The 19,209-nt window shown below is 62.2% G+C and carries 17 protein-coding genes; 6 read left to right on the plus strand and 11 right to left on the minus strand.

The window, feature by feature from the left end:
- Positions 1–31: 31 nt before the first annotated feature.
- Complete coding sequence (locus J5J09_RS05065; RefSeq protein ID WP_208548596.1) at positions 32–1,945, minus strand: PhoX family phosphatase; 1,914 nt, start codon at positions 1,943–1,945, stop codon at positions 32–34.
- A 398-nt stretch (positions 1,946–2,343) separates the two neighbouring features.
- Between J5J09_RS05065 and J5J09_RS05070 the strand changes: the two genes are divergently transcribed.
- From J5J09_RS05070 to J5J09_RS05080, 3 genes are all read left to right on the plus strand, one after another.
- On the plus strand, positions 2,344–4,122 hold the full coding sequence (locus tag J5J09_RS05070; RefSeq protein WP_208548597.1) for an acyl-CoA dehydrogenase: 1,779 nt from the start codon (positions 2,344–2,346) through the stop codon (positions 4,120–4,122).
- 10 nt (positions 4,123–4,132) lie between these two features.
- Positions 4,133–4,894 (plus strand): crotonase/enoyl-CoA hydratase family protein, encoded by a 762-nt coding sequence (locus J5J09_RS05075; RefSeq protein ID WP_208548598.1) that lies wholly within the window; start codon positions 4,133–4,135, stop codon positions 4,892–4,894.
- A 98-nt stretch (positions 4,895–4,992) separates the two neighbouring features.
- Positions 4,993–5,304 carry a hypothetical protein gene (locus J5J09_RS05080; RefSeq protein ID WP_208548599.1) on the plus strand — a complete coding sequence of 104 codons (312 nt, stop codon included), beginning with the start codon at positions 4,993–4,995 and terminating at the stop codon, positions 5,302–5,304.
- 9 nt (positions 5,305–5,313) lie between these two features.
- Here J5J09_RS05080 and J5J09_RS05085 read toward each other — a convergent pair whose 3' ends face one another.
- Positions 5,314–6,567 (minus strand): class I SAM-dependent RNA methyltransferase, encoded by a 1,254-nt coding sequence (locus tag J5J09_RS05085; protein ID WP_208548600.1) that lies wholly within the window; start codon positions 6,565–6,567, stop codon positions 5,314–5,316.
- The gene (locus J5J09_RS05090) at positions 6,564–7,328 is read right to left on the minus strand and encodes a TlyA family RNA methyltransferase (protein ID WP_208548601.1); all 765 of its coding nucleotides are present in this window, start codon (positions 7,326–7,328) and stop codon (positions 6,564–6,566) included. The genes J5J09_RS05085 and J5J09_RS05090 overlap by 4 nt, the downstream gene beginning before the upstream one ends.
- Positions 7,329–7,511: 183 nt before the next feature.
- Here J5J09_RS05090 and J5J09_RS05095 point away from each other — a divergent pair, with 183 nt between their 5' ends.
- A complete protein-coding gene (locus J5J09_RS05095) occupies positions 7,512–8,516 on the plus strand; it encodes a DUF4424 domain-containing protein (RefSeq protein ID WP_208548602.1) in 1,005 nt (334 codons plus the stop codon).
- Positions 8,517–8,687: 171 nt separating this feature from the next.
- Positions 8,688–10,604 carry a methyl-accepting chemotaxis protein gene (locus J5J09_RS05100; RefSeq protein ID WP_208548603.1) on the plus strand — a complete coding sequence of 639 codons (1,917 nt, stop codon included), beginning with the start codon at positions 8,688–8,690 and terminating at the stop codon, positions 10,602–10,604.
- Positions 10,605–10,671: 67 nt separating this feature from the next.
- Here the strand turns inward: J5J09_RS05100 and J5J09_RS05105 are convergent, their stop codons facing one another.
- From J5J09_RS05105 to J5J09_RS05135, 7 genes are all read right to left on the minus strand, one after another.
- Positions 10,672–10,917, minus strand: a complete 246-nt coding sequence (locus tag J5J09_RS05105; RefSeq protein ID WP_208548604.1) for a DUF2188 domain-containing protein — start codon at positions 10,915–10,917, stop codon at positions 10,672–10,674.
- An 11-nt stretch (positions 10,918–10,928) separates the two neighbouring features.
- Positions 10,929–11,264 (minus strand): hypothetical protein, encoded by a 336-nt coding sequence (locus J5J09_RS05110; RefSeq protein ID WP_208548605.1) that lies wholly within the window; start codon positions 11,262–11,264, stop codon positions 10,929–10,931.
- A gap of 72 nt (positions 11,265–11,336) precedes the next feature.
- Complete coding sequence (dxs, locus tag J5J09_RS05115; protein ID WP_208548606.1) at positions 11,337–13,256, minus strand: 1-deoxy-D-xylulose-5-phosphate synthase; 1,920 nt, start codon at positions 13,254–13,256, stop codon at positions 11,337–11,339.
- 92 nt (positions 13,257–13,348) lie between these two features.
- Complete coding sequence (locus tag J5J09_RS05120; protein ID WP_208548607.1) at positions 13,349–14,275, minus strand: pirin family protein; 927 nt, start codon at positions 14,273–14,275, stop codon at positions 13,349–13,351.
- A gap of 104 nt (positions 14,276–14,379) precedes the next feature.
- Positions 14,380–14,742 (minus strand): DUF1850 domain-containing protein, encoded by a 363-nt coding sequence (locus tag J5J09_RS05125; RefSeq protein ID WP_208548608.1) that lies wholly within the window; start codon positions 14,740–14,742, stop codon positions 14,380–14,382.
- Complete coding sequence (locus J5J09_RS05130; RefSeq protein WP_208548609.1) at positions 14,739–16,847, minus strand: TRAP transporter permease; 2,109 nt, start codon at positions 16,845–16,847, stop codon at positions 14,739–14,741. Before J5J09_RS05130 ends, J5J09_RS05125 begins: the two co-directional genes overlap by 4 nt.
- 79 nt (positions 16,848–16,926) lie before the next feature.
- Positions 16,927–17,880, minus strand: a complete 954-nt coding sequence (locus J5J09_RS05135) for a TAXI family TRAP transporter solute-binding subunit (protein ID WP_208548610.1) — start codon at positions 17,878–17,880, stop codon at positions 16,927–16,929.
- Between the two features lie 159 nt (positions 17,881–18,039).
- Between J5J09_RS05135 and J5J09_RS05140 the strand changes: the two genes are divergently transcribed.
- Positions 18,040–18,951: a homocysteine S-methyltransferase family protein gene (locus J5J09_RS05140; protein WP_208553099.1), complete on the plus strand. Its 912-nt coding sequence runs from the start codon at positions 18,040–18,042 to the stop codon at positions 18,949–18,951.
- 8 nt (positions 18,952–18,959) lie between these two features.
- Here the strand turns inward: J5J09_RS05140 and J5J09_RS05145 are convergent, their stop codons facing one another.
- Entirely contained in the window at positions 18,960–19,208 is a 249-nt protein-coding gene (locus J5J09_RS05145) for an exodeoxyribonuclease VII small subunit (protein ID WP_208548611.1), read from the minus strand.
- Position 19,209: the final 1 nt, after the last annotated feature.

Genomic DNA, 19,209 nt, shown 5'->3' on the forward strand with positions numbered 1-19,209 from the left:
GCGCTTCCAAGTTGGTGGCACTGTGCCGGTATCAGCCGACCAGCGCGTTATCGTCGCGGCGGATCGCCACAATTGTCGACCGGGGTAGCTTGCCGTCGCCATCCGGGAAGGGAGCGGAAGGATGCTGGATGCCCGCGAACATGGTGCGCTTGTCGGCCGTCCACGTCAGGCCCGTGACTTCCGAACCCTTCGGGCCGGTGAGGAAGCGTTCGATACGGCCGGTGACGGGATCGCCGGCGAGCATCTGGTTGTTGCCCTGGCCGGCGAAATCGCCTTCGTCGGAATCTTCGCCGTCCGTCAGGATCCAGACGAGACCGGTCGAGTCGAACATCATGCCGTCAGGCGAATTGAACATGTTGCCTTCGTTGATATTGGACGAACCGGCATAGAGCGTGCCCTGGTGCACGGTGGGATTGCCTGCCATGGCGAACAGGTCCCACTTGAACGCTTCGCTGGTGTGATCTTCCGCGTCCGGATACCAGCGGACGATCTGGCCATACTCGTTCTTTTCGCGCGGGTTCACGGCGTTGACAGCCATCTCGTCACCGCCGGCATTGGTGCGCAGCTTGCCATCCTTGACCTCGCCGCGACGGCTGTTGTTCGTCAGGCAGCAATAAGCCTCGATGGCGACCGGGTTGACGGCGACCCACTCCGGACGGTCCATGGTCGTTGCGCCGACCTTGGAGGCGGCCATGCGGGTGAAGACGCAAATCTCGTCCATCTTCATGCCGGTCGTTTCTTCCGTCAGCGCCAGCCACTGGCCGGTGCCGTCGTCGGAGAACTTGGCGACGTAGAGCGTGCCCTCGTCGAGCAGCTTGGAAGTGTCGCCCCCCGGAACGTAGATGCCGTTGGAGACATACTTGTAGAGGAACTCGCCACGCTCGTCGTCGCCCATGTAGACGACCACGCGACCGTCGCGGGCAATGGTGACGGCAGCGTTCTCATGCTTGATGCGGCCGAGCGCGGTGCGCTTGATGGGGGTCGAAGAGGCGTCCGACGGATCGATCTCGACGACGTAGCCGGCGCGACGCGGTTCGTTCGGGTTCTTGGCGACATCGAAGCGTTCGTCGAACTTTTCGTAGGCGTAGCGGGTTTCGGCGGCGATGCCGTATCGCTTGTAGTCGTCGGGCATCTGGAAGTCGGCATTCGTGGTGCCGAAATAGCCGTTGAAGTTTTCTTCGCAGGTGAGGTAGGTGCCCCAAGGGGTCTTGCCGGCGCCACAGTTGTTGAAGGTGCCGAGGGAGTCGGTTCCGTTGGGATCAGCTGCAGTTTTCAGGAGCTCGGAGCCTGCTGCGGGACCCGAGATTTTCATCGGTGTATTGTGATGGATGCGGCGGTTGAACGGGCTGTCGAGCACGATTTCCCAGCCGTTTTCCCCTTCGGCGATTTCCATGACGGTAACACCCTGCATGTTCTGCAGGATCTTCACGTCGTCAGCCGACTGCGGCACGCCTTCCGGCGCGTGCGGCAGGTTGATTTCCGGATTAACGTATTCGTGGTTGACCGCGATGACCTGATGGGTGCCGATCAGGAAGCTCTCCATGCCATCGGTGTTTTCCCCGAAGACCTTGTCGGAATGCTCGACGGAAACGCCCTTCTCGTGGTCGATATCCGGAACGTTCGAGAACAGCGGCTGGCCCCACTTGGCAAGCGGCTTCCAGCTGTAGCCTTCCGGCACATGCACGGTCGCATCCGTCTGGATCGCGATCGGCTTGAACGGGAAGCGCGAGGCGGCTTCCTGCGCCTGGGCCGATGTGGATGACATCAGGTTGCCGAGCGTGCCCATGGCGGCAGCGGCAGAGCCCATGGCGAGAACGCCACCGAGGAAGCCGCGGCGCGAAATTGCCGATTCGACCACTCGGTCGAAATCGGTCACGGCCGGGGGCGGATTGTGCAGTTCGTCCCACTCGTCCCACGATAGGTGGTTCTTGTTCACTTCGGTCATGATGGCCTCCGAGAGTTGGTTTCTGGAATGGTTCCAATCTCTGGACTAGTCACACCGGGTAACAGCGATGTGACGAAATCCCGGCAATGCGGTGGATCAGAATTCAATCATCGAAAGCGAAGCTGCAAGAGGGCAATATTTACGGCTCTAAGTGTTTGACGCCCCTTGGTATTGCCGGTCCGGGTCGGTCGCCGAAATATGCTGCGTTATGGTCCGTTCACATAAGCTTGTTCGCGCGCCGATAGGTTCGTTGCGTGTCCTCGGCAGGAGGGTAAACCAACTTCCAAAAGATTTGACGTTTACGTAAAAATCAATTAGCCAGAAGGATGAATAAGCCGCGCCTCCTGGGTGGGAGTCTGGGCGTGGCATAGAGCATACGCCAGATGGAGGAGCACGTCATGTACAAGGCGCCCGTTGAAGAGATCGCGTTCACCCTGAAGCACGTCGCGGGCCTTAGCAAGGCCATCGAGGACGGCAAGTTGGGCGACCTGAGCGACGACCTGGTCGACGCGATCCTGACAGAAGCCGGCCGCTTCGCCTCAGATGAAGTCGCCCCGCTCGCCGAAATCGGTGATAAGCAGGGTGCCCGCATGGTCGACGGCAAGGTCGTGGTTCCCGATGGCTGGGACAATCTCTATCGCGCCTGGGCCGAAGGCGGCTGGAACTCCCTGACCGCATCCGAAGATTTCGGCGGGCAGGGGCTTCCCCATATGCTGAACGTTGCGGCGCTCGAAATGTGGAATTCCGGCTCCATGGGCTTTGCGCTTGGACCGACGCTCACCATGGGTGCCGTCGATGCCGTCACCGCCCACGGCTCCGACGCGCTGAAGGCGAAGTACCTGCCGAAGATGGTCTCCGGCGAATGGACCGGCACCATGAACCTGACCGAGCCCCATGCCGGCTCCGATCTCGGCGTCATGAAGTCCCGAGCCGAGCGTCGTGATGACGGCACCTACCGCATCTTTGGACAGAAGATTTTCATCACCTGGGGCGAACACGAGGTCACCGAGAACATCATCCATCTGGTTCTGGCCCGTCTTCCCGATGCACCCGCCGGCACCCGCGGCATTTCGCTCTTCCTCGTGCCGAAATACCTCGTCAACGACGACGGCTCGATTGGTGCCCGCAACGACCTTTACTGCCATTCGCTGGAGCACAAGCTCGGTATCCACGGCTCACCGACCTGCACCATGATCTATGGCGACGGCAAGTTCGGCGACGAGCCGGGCGCGATCGGCTATCTGATCGGCGAGGAAAACAAGGGCCTCGCCTGCATGTTCACCATGATGAACAATGCTCGCCTCGCCGTCGGCATGCAGGGTGTCGCCATCTGCGAAGCCGCGACCCAGAAGGCCGTGAAGTATGCGAAGGAGCGCACCCAGGGCAAGGCACCGGGCTGGACGGGGCAGGGCATGTCGCCGATCATCGAGCATCCCGATGTCGCCCGCATGCTGGTGACGATGAAGGCGCTGACGCAAGGCTCCCGCGCGATCTGCTACGTCTGCGCCCACGCCACAGACATGAGCCATCACGCAGACGGCGATGAGGCCCGTCATTGGGCCGAGCGCGCAGCGCTGCTCACCCCGATCGCCAAGTCCTTCGCCACCGACGCCGGCGTCGATGTCGCCTCGCTCGGCATCCAGACCCATGGTGGCATGGGCTTCATCGAGGAAACCGGAGCCGCCCGCTTCTGGCGCGACAGCCGCATCGCTCCGATCTACGAGGGCACCAACGGCATCCAGGCCGCCGACCTCGTGACGCGCAAGTTGCCGCTCTCGAACGGCAATCACGTCCGCGGCTTCATCACCGAGCTGAAAGAAATCGTATCCGTTGTCCGCACCTCCAATCTCGAAGGTTTCGGCGACACCGCAGCCCGTCTCGACGCAAGCCTCGCCGACCTCGAAGACACCACAGAATGGCTTCTCTCGCAGTTGGCCGCCGGCAATGCCTCGGCCGCACTGGCAGGCGCCACACCGTACCAGCGGCTCTTCGGTCTCGCGTTGACGGGCGTCTACCTCGCCAAGGGCGCGCTCGCCGACGAAGACCATGGCCGGGACAACCGTCTCGCGCTCTGCCGCTTTGCCGCGGAGAACCTGATCGCCGAGACCGCGGCGCTGAAGGATCGCGTCATCAATGGCGAGGCGAGCCTCAACGCCGCACGCGCTCTTTTTGCATAAGGACCGTCCAATGACCGACCACATTCTCATCGAACGGCCCGACGAGCATCGCGGCGTCCTCGTCCTGCGCTTCAACCGCCCGGACAAGAAGAACGCCATCACCCAAGCCATGTACGAGAAGCTGACCGCAGGCCTGCTCGAAGGCGAGGGCGACGACACGATCCGCGCCATCGTCTTCCTCGGCACCGAGAAGTGCTTCTCCGCCGGCAATGACATGGCCGACTTCCTCGGCTTCGCGATGGCCGGCGCCGTCGGCGAACCTGCCGCCTTCGGCCTGTTGAAGGCACTGACCGAAGTCACCAAGCCGCTGGTTTCGGGCGTCGATGGTCTCGCCATCGGCATCGGCACGACGCTGCACATGCATTGTGACCTGACGGTCGCCTCCGACCGCAGCCTGTTCAAGACGCCCTTCGTCGATCTGGCTTTGGTGCCGGAAGCCGCTTCCAGCTTGATTGCCCCGCGCATCATGGGTCACCAGCGCGCCTTCGCCATGCTCGCCGCCAGCGAAGGCTTCTCCGCTGAACAGGCCCGCGAGGCAGGTCTCATCTGGAAGGTTGTCGCGCCCGATCAGGTCGAGGCCGAAACCCTGAAGATCGCGTCCTCGCTCGCGTCCAAGCCGCCAGCGGCGATGAAGATCGCCCGCGCTCTGGTCAAGGGCAGCGCCGACGAGGTTCGCGCCCGCATGCAGGAGGAGCTCGTCCACTTCGTCGCCCAGCTGAAGAGCGCTGAAGCCCGCGCCGCCTTCGAAGCCTTCATGAAGGGAAGAGGATGACGTCAGAGCCCGTCTCCGCCTAAAATGGAACGAAATCGCGCGGCAGGGTTTGAACTGAGACCGGTCGCGCGGTGCGGCCAACGAGGGTTTGGAAGAACATGTTCAAGCGTATTTCCGTCGCCATGATGATTGCGGCTATGACGACTTCGGTTGCTGTCGCGGACCAATTGCTGCCCGCGCAGTCCTACCAGTTGGCACAGGTGCCACAGGACCCTGACTTCAACGGAAGCATCCAGAACGGAGATTCAGATCGTCCTGGCTATCGGCCCGGCTATCGCCCGGGTGCGGTTCGCGACCGGTACTACTGTGTTCTCTCCAGCGGAAGCTATTGCTCCGCCGGGGAGCAGCGCGTCGGCGGCGTCTGCCGGTGCCCGAACCAGATCGGCAGCGGACGCGTGATCGTCCGCTGAAGCGGAGCGTCAGCCCTTCGTCAGCGTAGCGACGACCTCCACATGGGAAGACCAGAGGAACTGGTCGATCGGCGTCACCGTCTCGATCCGGTATCCTCCCTCGGCGAGGATTGAAAGGTCGCGCGCCAGCGTCAGCGGATTGCAACTGACGGCAACGATCTTCTTTACCGACGAGCGGGCAAGTTCCTTGCACTGTGCCTCGGCTCCCGCACGCGGCGGATCGAACACCACCGCGTCGAAAGCCTTCAGTTCCTGTGTCATCAGCGGGCGTCGGAAGAGATCGCGTTTCTCGGCCTTGACCGGTTTGAGTCCCTGGGCGTTGCGGGCCGCGTGATCAAGCGCCTTCATCGCCTTTTCGTCCGACTCGACGGCATGCACCTGACCCACCCGCGCGAGCCGCAATGAAAACGTCCCGGAGCCGGCGAACAGGTCGGCAATGCGTTTGGCCTTGCCGACATGCGCCAGCACGAGTTCCGACATTGCCTGCTCGGCCTTCTGGGTCGCCTGCACGAAGCCTCCCGGTGGCGGATTGACCGTCACGCCGCCAAAATCAAGTGCGGGCTTCACCGGCTCGATCAGGATTTCCCCGTTCGCCGAAACACGTGCAATGCCACGCAACGACAGCACGACCTGTGTTACCGCTCGTCGTTGACCATCGGAAACCCCTTTGAGCCCGTCCACCGCGATGTCGAGACCCGAAAGGGTTTCGAGGACGGTCATCCTGAACGGATCGGCGTTCGTGGACAGCGAGAAACCGATCTTCCGGATCGCTTCCAGCCGGGAAACGATTCCCGGAGAGGCGATCGGACATTCCGAGATCGCCACGATGTGATGGCTCTCCGCCTGATGGAAGCCGAGAAGCAGACCCTTTTCGGTGCGGCGTGCGGCCAGCACCACCCGTCGTCGTTCGCCTGGCTCAGCTTCGATGATCGGCCGCACGTCGGCGGCTAATCCCTTGGATTTCAGGGCGGAGATGACGAGGTCGCGCTTGAAGCCGGTGTAGAGCGGACGCGACATATGCTGCAGCGAACAGCCGCCACATGTGCCGCCCTCTCCATCCGGTCCGAAATGGCGGCAGGGCGGCGCCACCCGTTCGGAGGACGCTTTCGCCATGGAAATGATCGTGCCTTGCGCTTTTACCCTGGCGATCGCCACGGTCTCGCCGGGCAGGGCGAATGGCACATAAACTGGGCCATTCTCGGCGTGGACAATGCCGTCGCCCTGGGCGCCAAGGCTGTCGATGGTGACTGTTTCGGCGCTCATTCTGTCGTCTCCGGTTTCCGTCCCGCCAGCAGGAATTCCTGGTTGCCGTCGCCGCCCGCGATGGGCGAGGGGATAAGGCCGAGACTTTCCCATCCCATGTCCTCCACCAGCCATTGTTCGAGCTCGGCCGCCACCATCGGTGCCGTCTCCGGCTCCTTCAGCAGCCCCGCCTTGCTGATGGCATCCCGGCCCGCCTCGAACTGCGGCTTGACCAGCAGCACGCATAGGGCACCGGGCTCTGCCATATCGAGGGCCGGCGGCAGGGCGAGCTTCAACGAGATGAAGGAGACGTCAGACACGACGAAGTCGATCTGCCTGTCCTCGATGTCCTCTGCCGTCATCGCGCGAGCGTTCAGTCCTTCGATATTGGTCACGCGCGGGTCGTCGGCGACGTCGGGGTGCATCTGCCCATGGCCGACATCTACCGCCGTGACATGGACTGCTCCACGTTCGAGCAGAACCTGCGTGAAGCCGCCGGTCGATGCGCCGACATCGAGACAGTTCTGGTCCCTCGGGTCGAGACCGAAATGATCGAGCGCCGCCACTAGCTTCAGCGCTGCACGCGAGACATACGCCTGGGCCGGGTCGTCGATTTCGAAGCGATGCTCGTGCGAAAAGACCAGGGCTGGTTTCGTGACGGCCTTACCGTCCACCTTCACCGTCCCTCGCTGAATGGCGTCCCGGGCGCGGGCCCGGCTCGGAAACAGGTTGAGGGCGACGAGCAATTGATCGAGGCGCTGGGGTTCTGGTGGCTTCTGCATGGCCCGTCATGGCTGTGGATGGCGCGACATGCAAGGCTTTTGTGCACGGCGCCTCTGCCGATGACGAACGTAAACAAGCAGCAATGCAAATAGACCCTATTCCGGTCGTTGACAGTTTGCCGCTTTGGTCTCTAACTCGCCGCCATCAGCTCGCGCAGGCGATGCTTCTTGGGGGACGTGACGATGGTGAAATCCTTTCTTGCCTTGGCGACAGGCACGTTGATGGCCGGCTCCTGCCTTGCCAATGACACGATGGCGGAGGTGAAGGGTGGCGGACTTGTCTATGTCGTGTCGCCCGATGTCTCGATGGCCGAGGAGGATTTGTTCATTTCGCCGACCAAGGTCACGGTCGACTATGTCTTCCGCAACCAGGGGGACGAAGATGTTGAGGCAACCATTGCCTTCCCCATGCCGGACATCAAGGGGGACCCAAATACGAACGTCGCCATTCCGGACTTTGAAGTGGATAATTTCCTTGGCTTTTCGGTAACCCAGGACGGAGAAGAGATCGAACCCGAGCTGCAGCAGCGTGTGTTGAGCGCGACTGGCGTCGATGTGACCGACGAACTTACGGAACGCGGCGTCCCGCTGCTGCCAATGAGCGATGCCGCGCGCGCCGCTCTTGCCGAGCTTCCGGAGGACGTTCTGGCGGACTGGCTCGTTCGCGGTATTATCATGAAGGATGAGTATGATGCCGGCAATGGCTGGGAAAGCCATCCGACTCCGATCTGGACGCTGCGTTCGGTATATCACTGGCGCACGACATTCCCGGCCGGCGAGGACGTCAACGTCCATCACGAATACAAACCCGGCGTCGGTGGCACGACCGCAATCAGCTTCCTGTATGACGGGAAGCCGAACGACTACAACTTCGAGGACTACAAGACCCGCTATTGCATGGACGATGGCTTTGTCCGCACCGCCACCAAACTCCAGAAGGCGTCGGAGGGAGGCCAGGGACCTTATTACATGGAGCAATGGCTGTCCTACATCCTGACGACCGGCGGGAACTGGGCGGGTTCGATCGGCAAGTTCCGCCTGACGGTCGACAAGGGTTCGGAGAAGAGTTTCATCTCGTTCTGCGGCAAGAATGTGAAGAAGACCGGGCCGACGACCTTCGAGATGACGGCGACGGATTTCTTCCCCGAAAAGGACCTGCAATTTCTTCTGCTTGTCCCGGTTGAGTAAACGGCTCGATCTCTTCATCTGCTAACCAAATGATAACGGCACGCGGCTTTAATGGCGCCGGTGGAGCGCGCGCCCGCGTTCACCGGATGCCAGACACGCCGGTGGCTCAAGCGTCCGGGTGAACAGTGGCAGCGATATCGGCCGTCTGGTTCCTTCCTGATGAGTAATCCCATGTCGTTGAAAAACCTTTCCCTGAGCAAGAAGCTGATCCTGACGTTCGTCGGCATCATGGCGAGCTGCTTCCTGGCAACCGCCATTGTCTTCGTCGAGCAGTACCGAGCGCGTCTTGCCTCCGAAGAACTGGTGAAATCGGAACAGATTCTGGCCCAGTCGGACCTGGCGCTCGAGGCAATGCTCGAGCAGGTCGCGAACCAGCGCGGTTTCCTCCTGCTTGGCAGCGACAGCACCTACAATGGCGTCCTGGCGAATCGTGAGAAGATGCTGACCAATCTCGCGGAGGCGAAGCGGGTCGCGGCCGGCGAGCCAGCGATCATCGCTTCGCTGGATGCTATGCAGCAGGCTGCGGATGCCTTCCACAACCAGCTGACCGTCCCTCAGCTTGCCGCCCGTAAGGCAGGCGCGCCGCTGGATGACGTTACAGAACTCGGCCATGATGCGGGTGGGCAGATCGATGCATTCCGCAGCGAAGCGGCGAAGATTAAGGAGCTGGTTGGTCAGCTCTCCGCCAGGAACCATGCCGCCCTCGAAAGCGCGCACTTTCAGTTGCAGATGGCGCTTCTGGTTGGCGGCGGTATCGCAGGTGTTGTCGCCGTCGTGCTGATCTGGCTCCTCGCCGGCGCCATCGTCACACCGATCGTTGGCATGACGCAAGCCATGACCCGCCTGGCGTCCGGTGACCACAATGTTGAGGTTCCGGCTCTCGATCGCGGCGACGAGGTCGGCCAGATGGCAAAGGCCGTCGTCGTCTTCAAGGACGCCGCCGTCGAAAAGCTTCGCCTGTCCAACGAAACCGAGGCCATGCGCGCCGCTTCCGAAGAGGAGCGCCGGCGCGCTGAAGCCGAGAAGGCGAGGGAAGCCGCCGAGGTGACCTTTGCGGTCGATAACCTTGCGCGCGGCCTGTCGGCCCTCGCTGACGGCAACGTGGCCTATCGTCTCAATGAGCCGTTTACCGGCCGGCTTGATGAGTTGCGCACCAACTTCAACGCCTCCCTCGACAAGCTTCTGTCCGCCCTGACCGCTGTCGGGCAGACGGCATCGGCAATCAATGCCGGCGCCGCTGAGATTCGCTCCGCCACCAACGACCTTGCCAAGCGCACCGAGCAGCAGGCCGCGTCGATCGAGCAGACGGCGGCCGCACTCGAAGAGGTCACGACGACGACCAAGGACAATGCCGCGCGCGCCGAGAATGTTGGCCACCTCGTGACCACCACCCGCACAGGCGCCGAACGATCCGGCGAGGTTGTTCGCAACGCGGTGGCTGCCATGACGGAGATCGAGACATCCTCCGGCGAGATCGGAAACATCATCGGCGTGATCGAGGACATTGCCTTCCAGACCAATCTGCTTGCGCTGAACGCAGGCGTCGAAGCGGCGCGCGCCGGAGAAGCAGGCAAGGGCTTCGCTGTCGTGGCTCAGGAGGTGCGCGCGCTCGCCGAACGGTCCGCGAATGCCGCCAAGGAAATCAAAACGCTGATCGCCAAATCCAGCGAAAACGTCGGCAACGGCGTTACGCTCGTTGGAGAAACGGGACGGGAGCTCGAAAAGATCGTCGCAGCCGTTCAGGATATCAGCGAACACGTGGCTGCCATCGTCACCTCCAGCCGCGAGCAGTCGACCGGCCTTTCCGAGATCAACAGTGCCGTCAACGCGATGGATCATGGCACGCAGCAGAACGCGGCCATGGTCGAGGAACAGACCGCCGCAAGCCACGGCCTTGCGTCCCAGGCGGAGGCACTGGCCGACCTGCTGCGTCAGTTCAAGCTCGCCGAAGGTGCCATCGGCACGCGTCCCGCGGCTGCCAGATCGTCTGCTCCGACCTCACCCGCAGGCGCTCTCACCAACCGCGTCGCCCGAGCCTTCTCCGGTGGTTCCGCGGCGGCGGTGAAGCAGGAATGGTCGGAGTTCTGACCACAGAGCTGAAACGCAAAAAAAAAAGCCGGGTTCGAGCCGGCTTTTTCATTTCTTAACAATGGCGTCAGACGTCATCCTCAACATCGGTAACGGGTCTGTCTGCACCGTCGGCGTGTTCACTCCGCCACTGTCCGCTTTCATCCTGATAGCTGATCTCAGCGTCGCTCCCGGAAAGCCGGTGCTCAGCTGCTGCGACCCGAGCTGCTTCCAGGGCTTCCTCATGCGTGGGAAACGGTTCCGAGTAGACGTCGTCCACCCGGTAAGCATAACCATCGTCATGGGCAACCACGTGGTAGACGACCTCGCTCATCACGACGCCCCTCAGTTCCAGCGCCAGCGGGAATCACGTTCCGGGGTATGGCCTTGGCCGAGCAGGTAGCCGATGACACCACCAATGAGGCCGATGGTCAGCAGGGCTGTCGATGTGGCAGTGGGATGTTCCCGGGCGATGCTCGCCACGCTGCTGGCTTCGTCACGCGCATAGGACGCGGCGTTGCGGGCGCGGTCGGAGGCCTGACGCATCGCGATGCTGCCGCGTTCGCGGATATCGTCCGCTGCAGTGCGGCCCTCTGTTCCGATCATGTCCTTGAAATGTAGAACCTGCGCTTCGAGGCTCTTCAGTTCCTTCATCAGGTCGCGATTGTTCAGGCTCGCCATTTGGATGTCTCCTGTCGTTGAAAAACTCGACAGGGGAACGCAACGAACTCTCGATTGTTCCGCCTTACGGCGTCAACGAAGGACGCCGAGCCCGCGCTCGGTACCGGCCAAGGCGGCGAACACCTTGGATACGATGGCGGGGCTATCGAGCCCGGCCTTGGCATACATCGTTTCCGGCTTGGCCTGATCCATCCAGATATCCGGCATGACCATCGAGCGCACCTTGAGGCCGTTGTCGAGCAGGCCTTCATTCGCGAGGAAGTGCAGCACCTGCGAACCGAAGCCGCCGACCGACCCTTCCTCGACTGTAATTAGCACGGCGTGCTCGCGCGCAAGACGTCGTACCAGGTCGTCGTCGAGCGGCTTGGCGAAGCGGGCATCGGCGACGGTGGTCGAAAGACCGGCGGCATCGAGATCCTCGGCCGCCAGCAGGCAATCCGCGAGCCGCGTGCCGAACGACAGCAGCGCCACCTTCGTACCTTCCTTGACGATCCGCCCCTTGCCGATCTCGAGAATCTCGCCACGTTCGGGCAATTGCACGCCAACACCTTCGCCGCGCGGATAGCGGAACGAGATCGGGCCGTCGTCGTAGGCGGCGGCGGTCCGCACCATATGCTTGAGTTCTGCTTCATCGGCTGCTGCCATTACGACGAAGCCGGGAAGGCAGGCGAGGAAGGCCGTATCGAAAGAGCCCGCGTGGGTCGGGCCGTCGGCGCCGACGAAACCGGCGCGATCGATCGGAAACCGTACCGGCAGCCCTTGGATCGCGACGTCGTGCACCACCTGATCGTAGCCACGCTGCAGGAAGGTCGAATAGATCGCGCAGAACGGCTTGTAGCCTTCGGCCGCGAGGCCGGCGGCGAACGTCACCGCGTGTTGTTCCGCGATGCCGACATCGAAGGTCCGGGCGGGAAATACCTCTTGCAGCTTGTCGAGGCCCGTGCCGGACGGCATGGCCGCCGTGATGCCGACGATCTTGTCGTCATGCGTGGCCTCCTGCACCAGCGCTTCTCCGAAAACCGCCGTATAGCTCGGCGCGTTCGGCTTTGCCTTGGCCTGCGTTCCGGTAATGACGTCGAACTTGTTGACCCCATGATACTTGTCGGCCGCGGCCTCGGCTGGCGGATAGCCCTTGCCCTTCTGGGTCACCACGTGGATCAGCACCGGGCCCTTGCCGTTATCGCGGACATTGCGCAGCACGGGCAGCAGGTGTTCGAAGGAATGTCCGTCGATCGGTCCGATATGGTAGAAACCCATCTCCTCGAACATCGTGCCGCCTGTCACGTAGCCGCGAGCATGCTCGACCGCACGGGTAATCGCCCGGTCTATGTTCTTGCCGAGATAGGCTGTCAGCTTCTTGCCGAACTCGCGGAAGCCCATATAGGTCCGCCCGGAGGCAAGGCGCGCGAGATATGCGCTCATGGCCCCCGTTGGCGGGGCGATCGACATGTCGTTGTCGTTGAGGATGACGATCAGTCGCGCGTCGAGCGCACCCGCATTGTTCAGCGCCTCGTAGGCCATGCCGGCACTCAGGGCGCCGTCTCCGATCACGGCGATGACCTTTCTGTCGGTCTTTGAAAGATCGGCCGCAACCGCCATGCCGAGACCGGCGGAGATCGATGTGGAGGAGTGCGCCGCGCCAAACGGATCGTATTTGCTCTCCGCACGCTTGGTGAAGCCGGACAGCCCGTCTTCCTGGCGCAAGGTCCTGATACGGTCCCGGCGGCCGGTGAGAATCTTGTGCGGATAACACTGGTGGCCGACGTCGAAGATCAGCCGGTCATCGGGCGTGTTGAAGACCTTGTGGATCGCGATCGTCAGTTCCACGACGCCGAGACCTGCGCCCAGATGCCCGCCCGTTTTCGACACGGCGTCGATCATCTCGTCGCGCACTTCGCGGGCAAGCTGCGGCAGATCCTTGTCCTCGACAGCGCGAAGATCGGCGGGCAGCTTCACCGTGTCCAGGAGCGGCGTATCGGGAAGGGATGTCACGGGCTCTTGCCTCTTTTTTGCGTCTTTCGGGTCGGCGATATCATCCCCTGACCATCAGGGCAAATCTTCGGCACCAACCGCTTATATAGACGTCAAAAGCCCTCGGGCAAAGGCACGAATTCCTCTTCGTCACCCGGTACGATGTCGAAGCGTCCGGTTCTCCACTCTTCCTTCGCCTGTTCGATCCGCTCTTTTGAGGACGAGACGAAGTTCCACCAGATGTATCGCTTGGAGTTCAGCGCCGCGCCCCCGAAGAGCATCACGTGACAGCCTTGGGCGCCTCCTTCCAGCGTGATAGGATCGCCGGGGCGGAAGACGAGCAACTGGTCGGCCGCGAACCGGTCGCCGGCAACGACCAGTTCTCCGGATAGAATGTAGACGGCCCGTTCCTCCTGCGTCGCGTTGAAGGGAAAACGTCCGCCGGCAGTCAGCGTGACGTCCACGTAAAGCGTGTCGGAGAAGGCTTTGACCGGCGAACTCAAGCCCCCGGTCGAGCCGATCACGACGCGTCCTGTTGCCCCGTCCGCATCGAAATCCGGCATGGCGCTACGGGCTGTATGCGAAAAAGCTGGATCGATCTCCTCCTGCGCATCGGGCAAGGCGAGCCAGGTCTGCAGGCCGGAGATCGAGAGCGGCCCGCCGCGCAGGTTTTCCGGGGTACGTTCGGAATGCACGATGCCGCGGCCGGCGGTCATCAGATTGATGTCTCCGGGCTCGATCACCAGTTCTGTGCCGAGACTGTCGCGGTGCTTAATCTCGCCGTCGAAGAGATAGGTGACAGTCGAAAGCCCGATATGAGGATGCGGCTTCACATCGAGCGCCTCGCCCGGTTTCAGGATCGCCGGCCCCATTCTGTCAAAAAAAATGAAGGGACCGACAAGACGCCTTTTGGCGGTCGGCAACGCGCGCCGCACGGCAAAACCGCCGATATCGCTGGAGCGGGGAATGATCAGGTTCTCGATGGCATCGCAGGCGAACGCGTCGCCGGGCAGGGGGTCTTTTCCGGGAAAGAAGGACATGATGCACCTCGTGTTTCAGCTGCGGTGAGACTAACACGTCGCGACGGCCGACATAGTGCCCTGCGGCGGAACGGTGTGTCTTCAGACACGCACCGGAGTGCTGTTCATTTCGAACAGGGCGTGATCACGCTGTCCTCGCCGGGCTTCTCTCCAAGCGTCAGGCATCCCTGTGAATGGCACAGTCGCCAGCCCCCGACCGTCGCGCCCGACGATGCCAGTCGGAGCTCCGGGATGGTGGGAAGCTTGGGCGCCCAAGTCCACCAGCCGTTTTCCAACCGGGCATTCTCTCCAGGTTCCATGCCGGCTCCTGAACCTTTGACCGACGCCATCTGCAATTCCAGGCCCGCCTCAGTCACGACCCAGTTCTCTCTCCATTCGATCCTCTCGACGGAATGAACCCACGAGAGAGAGAAGGCTACTGCCGGTATGACAATGGCTTTTCCGGCGATTGCGATGCAGAGGCTCATGCAACGCCTGTCGGAGGCGGGCCCGTTTCGGTCCGAACACCGTCACGTCCCGGGAATTTCCAGGCGAGGAAGCCGAAGAGGAATACGAGTGCGAAGCCGATTTCGTCGGTGATCGGCATGGCGGCGACCAGGAAGAAGGCCGCCATGACAGCGACGATCCGATGCAGCACCGGCAGCGGCGCGTTGAAATAGCCGATGACCGCCACGCCCCAAAGGCCGATGGACAGGCCGGCTTTTATGACAATGTAGATCACGGCGAGGGGATAGCCGATCGCGTTCGCAAGTGCCCCTCCATCCTGCAACATCAGCGCCGGCGTATAGACCGCCATGAACGGGATCACGAATCCGGCCGCCGCCACCTTCACTGCCTCAAGCGAAATCCTCAGCCCCGACTCCTTGGCAATGGGAGCAGCCGCGAAACAGGCCAGCGCCACCGGCGGCGTCAGGTCGGCGAGGATGCCGAAGTAGAAGACGAACATGTGGCTGACGATCAGCGGCACCCCGAGTTCCAGCAATGCGGGTCCGGCGATCGACGAGGTGATGATGTAGTTCGGGATCGTCGGGATACCCATGCCGAGCACGATGCAGGTGATCATGGTCAGCACCAGCGACAGGAAAAGACTGTGGGCTCCCACCGCGACCACGAACTGGCCGAAGGTATTGGCGGCCCCGGTCAAAGTCATCGTTCCGACGATGATGCCGACCACCGCGCAGGCGATCCCGACCGGCAGCGCCGTCTTCGCCCCGTCCGCCAGACTGTCGACACTGAGCTTCAGCGCCTGCCGCCCTCCGGATGTCACCGCATTCCAGGCAATCAGGACCAGGATCGCGATCAGCACGGCATTGAACCCGTACCGGAAGAACGCGGCGCCGGCGATGCCGACGCCGATCCAGAAGATGGTTCGGATCACGATGTTCGGCAGGCCGAGCGCGATCGAACTGCCGAGCACCAGCAGTATGGTGAGCGCAAGCCCCGCTGTTCCGGCAAAGAGCGGCGTGTAGCCTGAGAACAGCAGCCAGACGAGCGCGATCAGCGGAAGCAGCAGATACCATTGCTCGCGGATCGCCCGGAGTGGGGAGGGCAGTTGATCAGGGTCGAGCCCCATCAGACCGCGCTTGCCGGCCTCCAGGTGCACCATCCAGAAAACCGAGGCGAAGTAGAGGATAGCCGGGATGAGGGCCGCCTTCACGATCTCGGCATATTCCACGCCCAGAGTCTCGGCCATGATGAATGCCACGGCGCCCATGACCGGCGGCATGATCTGCCCGCCCATGGAAGATGTCGCCTCGACCCCGCCCGCGAAAGCCGGCCTGTAGCCGAAACGCTTCATCAGCGGGATGGTGAACTGACCCGTCGTGACGACATTCGCCACGCCTGAACCCGAAATCGTTCCCATCAATCCCGAAGAGATGACCGAAACCTTGGCCGGTCCTCCGCGCTTGTGGCCTACGAGACCGAGCGAGACATCGGTGAAAAGCTTGATCATGCCGGCACGTTCGAGGAAGGAGCCGAACAGGATGAACAGAAAGATATAGGTCGACGACACATAGGTCGGCACGCCGTAGATGCCCTCGGTGCCATAGGCCATGTGGTCGATCACCTGGGCGAAGTCGTAACCCCGGTGATTGAGCGGCGCCGGCAAATATTGCCCGAAGAAGCAATAGGCGAGGAAGATACCGGAGATGATCGGCAGCGCCGGCCCCATGATCAGCCAGGAGGCGGCAAAAACGGTGAAGATTGCGACCACGCCAAAATAGAGGTCCCTCGGTTCGAGGTCTCCGGCGCGGAATATCAGGTCCTCGTATTCGATGAACTGGTAGGCGGCGACAGCGACGCCCAACGCCGCGAGCAGCCAGGCGAGCGCCTTGAACAGCGCCCCTTGCCGAAGATTGGCCATGACCAGCGGAAAGCCGAGCAGCAGCAGGAAACCGACATGCAACGCCCGAACGACCTGGCTCGGCATGTCGATGAGATGGGCCGCCGTTGCGATCTGGAAGAGTGAGAAGACGATCGCTATGCCGTAGAGAAGCCTGCCTTCGATCGTTTCTGGAAACCGCTGTTCGTGACTGTCAGGCGTATTCGCCGCATCGGTTGAGGCGCTCATGGCAAACCCGTCGAAGGATAAGGCTGAGAACCCGGGAGACCTGCGGGCCTCCCGGAAGGATTTTCATCGGCCGCCGCGCTCAGAGCAGGCCCTTTTCCTTGTAGTACCGCTCGGCCCCCGGATGCAGCGGGATCGGCATACCCTTGGTGGCATCTTCCAGCTTGATGTCCTTGGCCGCGTTGTGTGCGGCCAGCATGTCCGGCAGATTCTCGAACAACTGCTTGGTCATCTCGTAGGCAAGGTCGTCGGACACATCCGAGTGCGTGACCAGGAAGTTGACGACGGCGACCGTCGGCACATCTGCCGTCTGGCCCTCGTAGGTGCCGGCCGGGATCGTGGCGGCGATATAGGGGGCGCCGAGTGTGTTGGCAACGTCTGCCGGAACGGCGACCAGCGATACCGGAAGCGAGGTGGAAAGGTCCTTCAGCGAAGCGACCCCGAGACCCGCCGATTGCAACGTCGCATCGAGCTGGCGGTTCTTGATCAGTTCTACGGATTCGGCGAACGGCAGGTATTCCGTCTTGCCAAGATCGTCATAGCTCATGCTTGCGGCGCCGAGGATAGCGCGCGCGTTGAGTTCAGTGCCTGATTTCGGCGCACCGACAGAAATGCTCTTGCTCTTGAGATCGGCGAGCGAGGTGATGCCGGACTCTTGCGTGGCGACGATCTGGATGTAGTTCGGATAGATCGCGGCGATGCCGCGCAACTTGTCGAGCGGTGCCTTGAAGCCCGCATCCGCATTGCCTTCGGCGGCGAGTTTGACGCTGTCGCCGAGCGAGAAGCCGATTTCGCCCTTGCCCTGCTGCAGGAGGTTGAGGTTTTCAACCGAGGCCTTGGTCGCCTGCACCTGCGTGCGGACATCAGGAATTTTCTCGCCGTAAATCTTCGAAAGCGCCACGCCGAGCGGATAGTAGACGCCGGACGTGCCGCCCGTCAGGACGTTGATGAACTGTTCCGCCCGCGCCGCGCCGCCGACCATTGTCACAGCGATGAGCGAGCCTGCAATGACTTTGGAAATTGTGCTGATCTTCATGATGGTCCTCCCAAACCAGTCTGCCGATGACGTCATCATGGGGACGCCGCGCGGCTGCGTCAATCTTCGTCATGCGTTTTTAGCAAGGCTCCGCGATTGTTGACGGTCGGCATTGCAAGCGTCATCAGTGCTTTTGATGAAGCGGTGGAGCGAATGAAGATGAACGGATTGCGGATTCTCGATGGCGGAATGAGCCGTGAGCTTGTCAGATTGGGAGCGGAATTGAAGCAACCGGAGTGGTCGGCGCTGGCCCTGATGGACGCGCCGGATATTGTGCGACAGGTCCACGAGGAGTTCATCGCAGCAGGCGCCGATGTCGTCACCACAAACAGCTATGCACTCGTCCCGTTTCATATCGGAGAGGAGCGGTTTCTGGCGCGGGGCGCGGAGCTCATCCGTCTGTCCGGCAAGCTCGCGCGAGAGGCAGCCGAATCCGCAGCGACCGAAGTGCTTGTCGCCGGTTCGCTGCCGCCGATCTTCGGTTCATACGAACCCGAGCGCTTCGATGCGGATCGCGTGCAGGGTTATCTCTCGGTGCTGGTCGAAAATCTGGCGCCCTTCGTTGATGTGTGGCTCGGCGAAACGTTGAGCCTCATAGCTGAAGGTGACGCGGTGCGTGTCGCCGTAGCGGGAACCGGCAAGCCCTTCTGGATCTCCTTCACACTGGCCGACGACCCCGAACAACTCGCAGGTAGCGAGCCGAAGTTGCGGTCCGGCGAGACGGTGCGGGCGGCGGCAACATGGGCGGCCGGCTCGGGCGCGTCGGCGCTTCTCTTCAACTGCGCGAAGCCGGAGGTCATGCAGGCCGCCGTCAAAACGGCCTCGGCGGTCTTCCGGGAGGCGGGAGCAAATCTGGAGATCGGGGTCTACGCCAATGCCTTCGAAACCGAAGTCGGAGAGCATGCCGCCAATGAGGGGTTGAGCAGCACGCGGGAAGACCTGAACGGTGATGTCTATTCCCGATTCGCCTGCATCTGGGCGGATGCCGGCGCAACGCTCATCGGCGGCTGCTGCGGCATCGGGGCAGCGCACATTCACAGGGTGTCGGAGACGTTGAAGGCGAGGGGCTAAGCGCTCTGCTATTCCCGATCTAGGGGCTCGGTGCCCTGCGGCTTGCCCGCGCGGTCGAGGCGAATCTTCTCGATGCGGTTTTCGGCGGCCGACAGGAGCGTCTCGCAGTGCTTCTTCAAAAGCTCGCCGCGCTCGTAGATCGAGATCGACTCGTCCAGCGCCACATCGCCGCGTTCAAGCCGCGCCACGATGCTTTCGAGTTCCGCCACAGCCTTCTCGAACGAATAGGACGCGATGTCGCCTGCCGTCTCGGTCATA

Source organism: Ciceribacter sp. L1K22 (assembly GCF_017599385.1).
Classification (GTDB): Bacteria; Pseudomonadota; Alphaproteobacteria; order Rhizobiales; family Rhizobiaceae; genus Allorhizobium.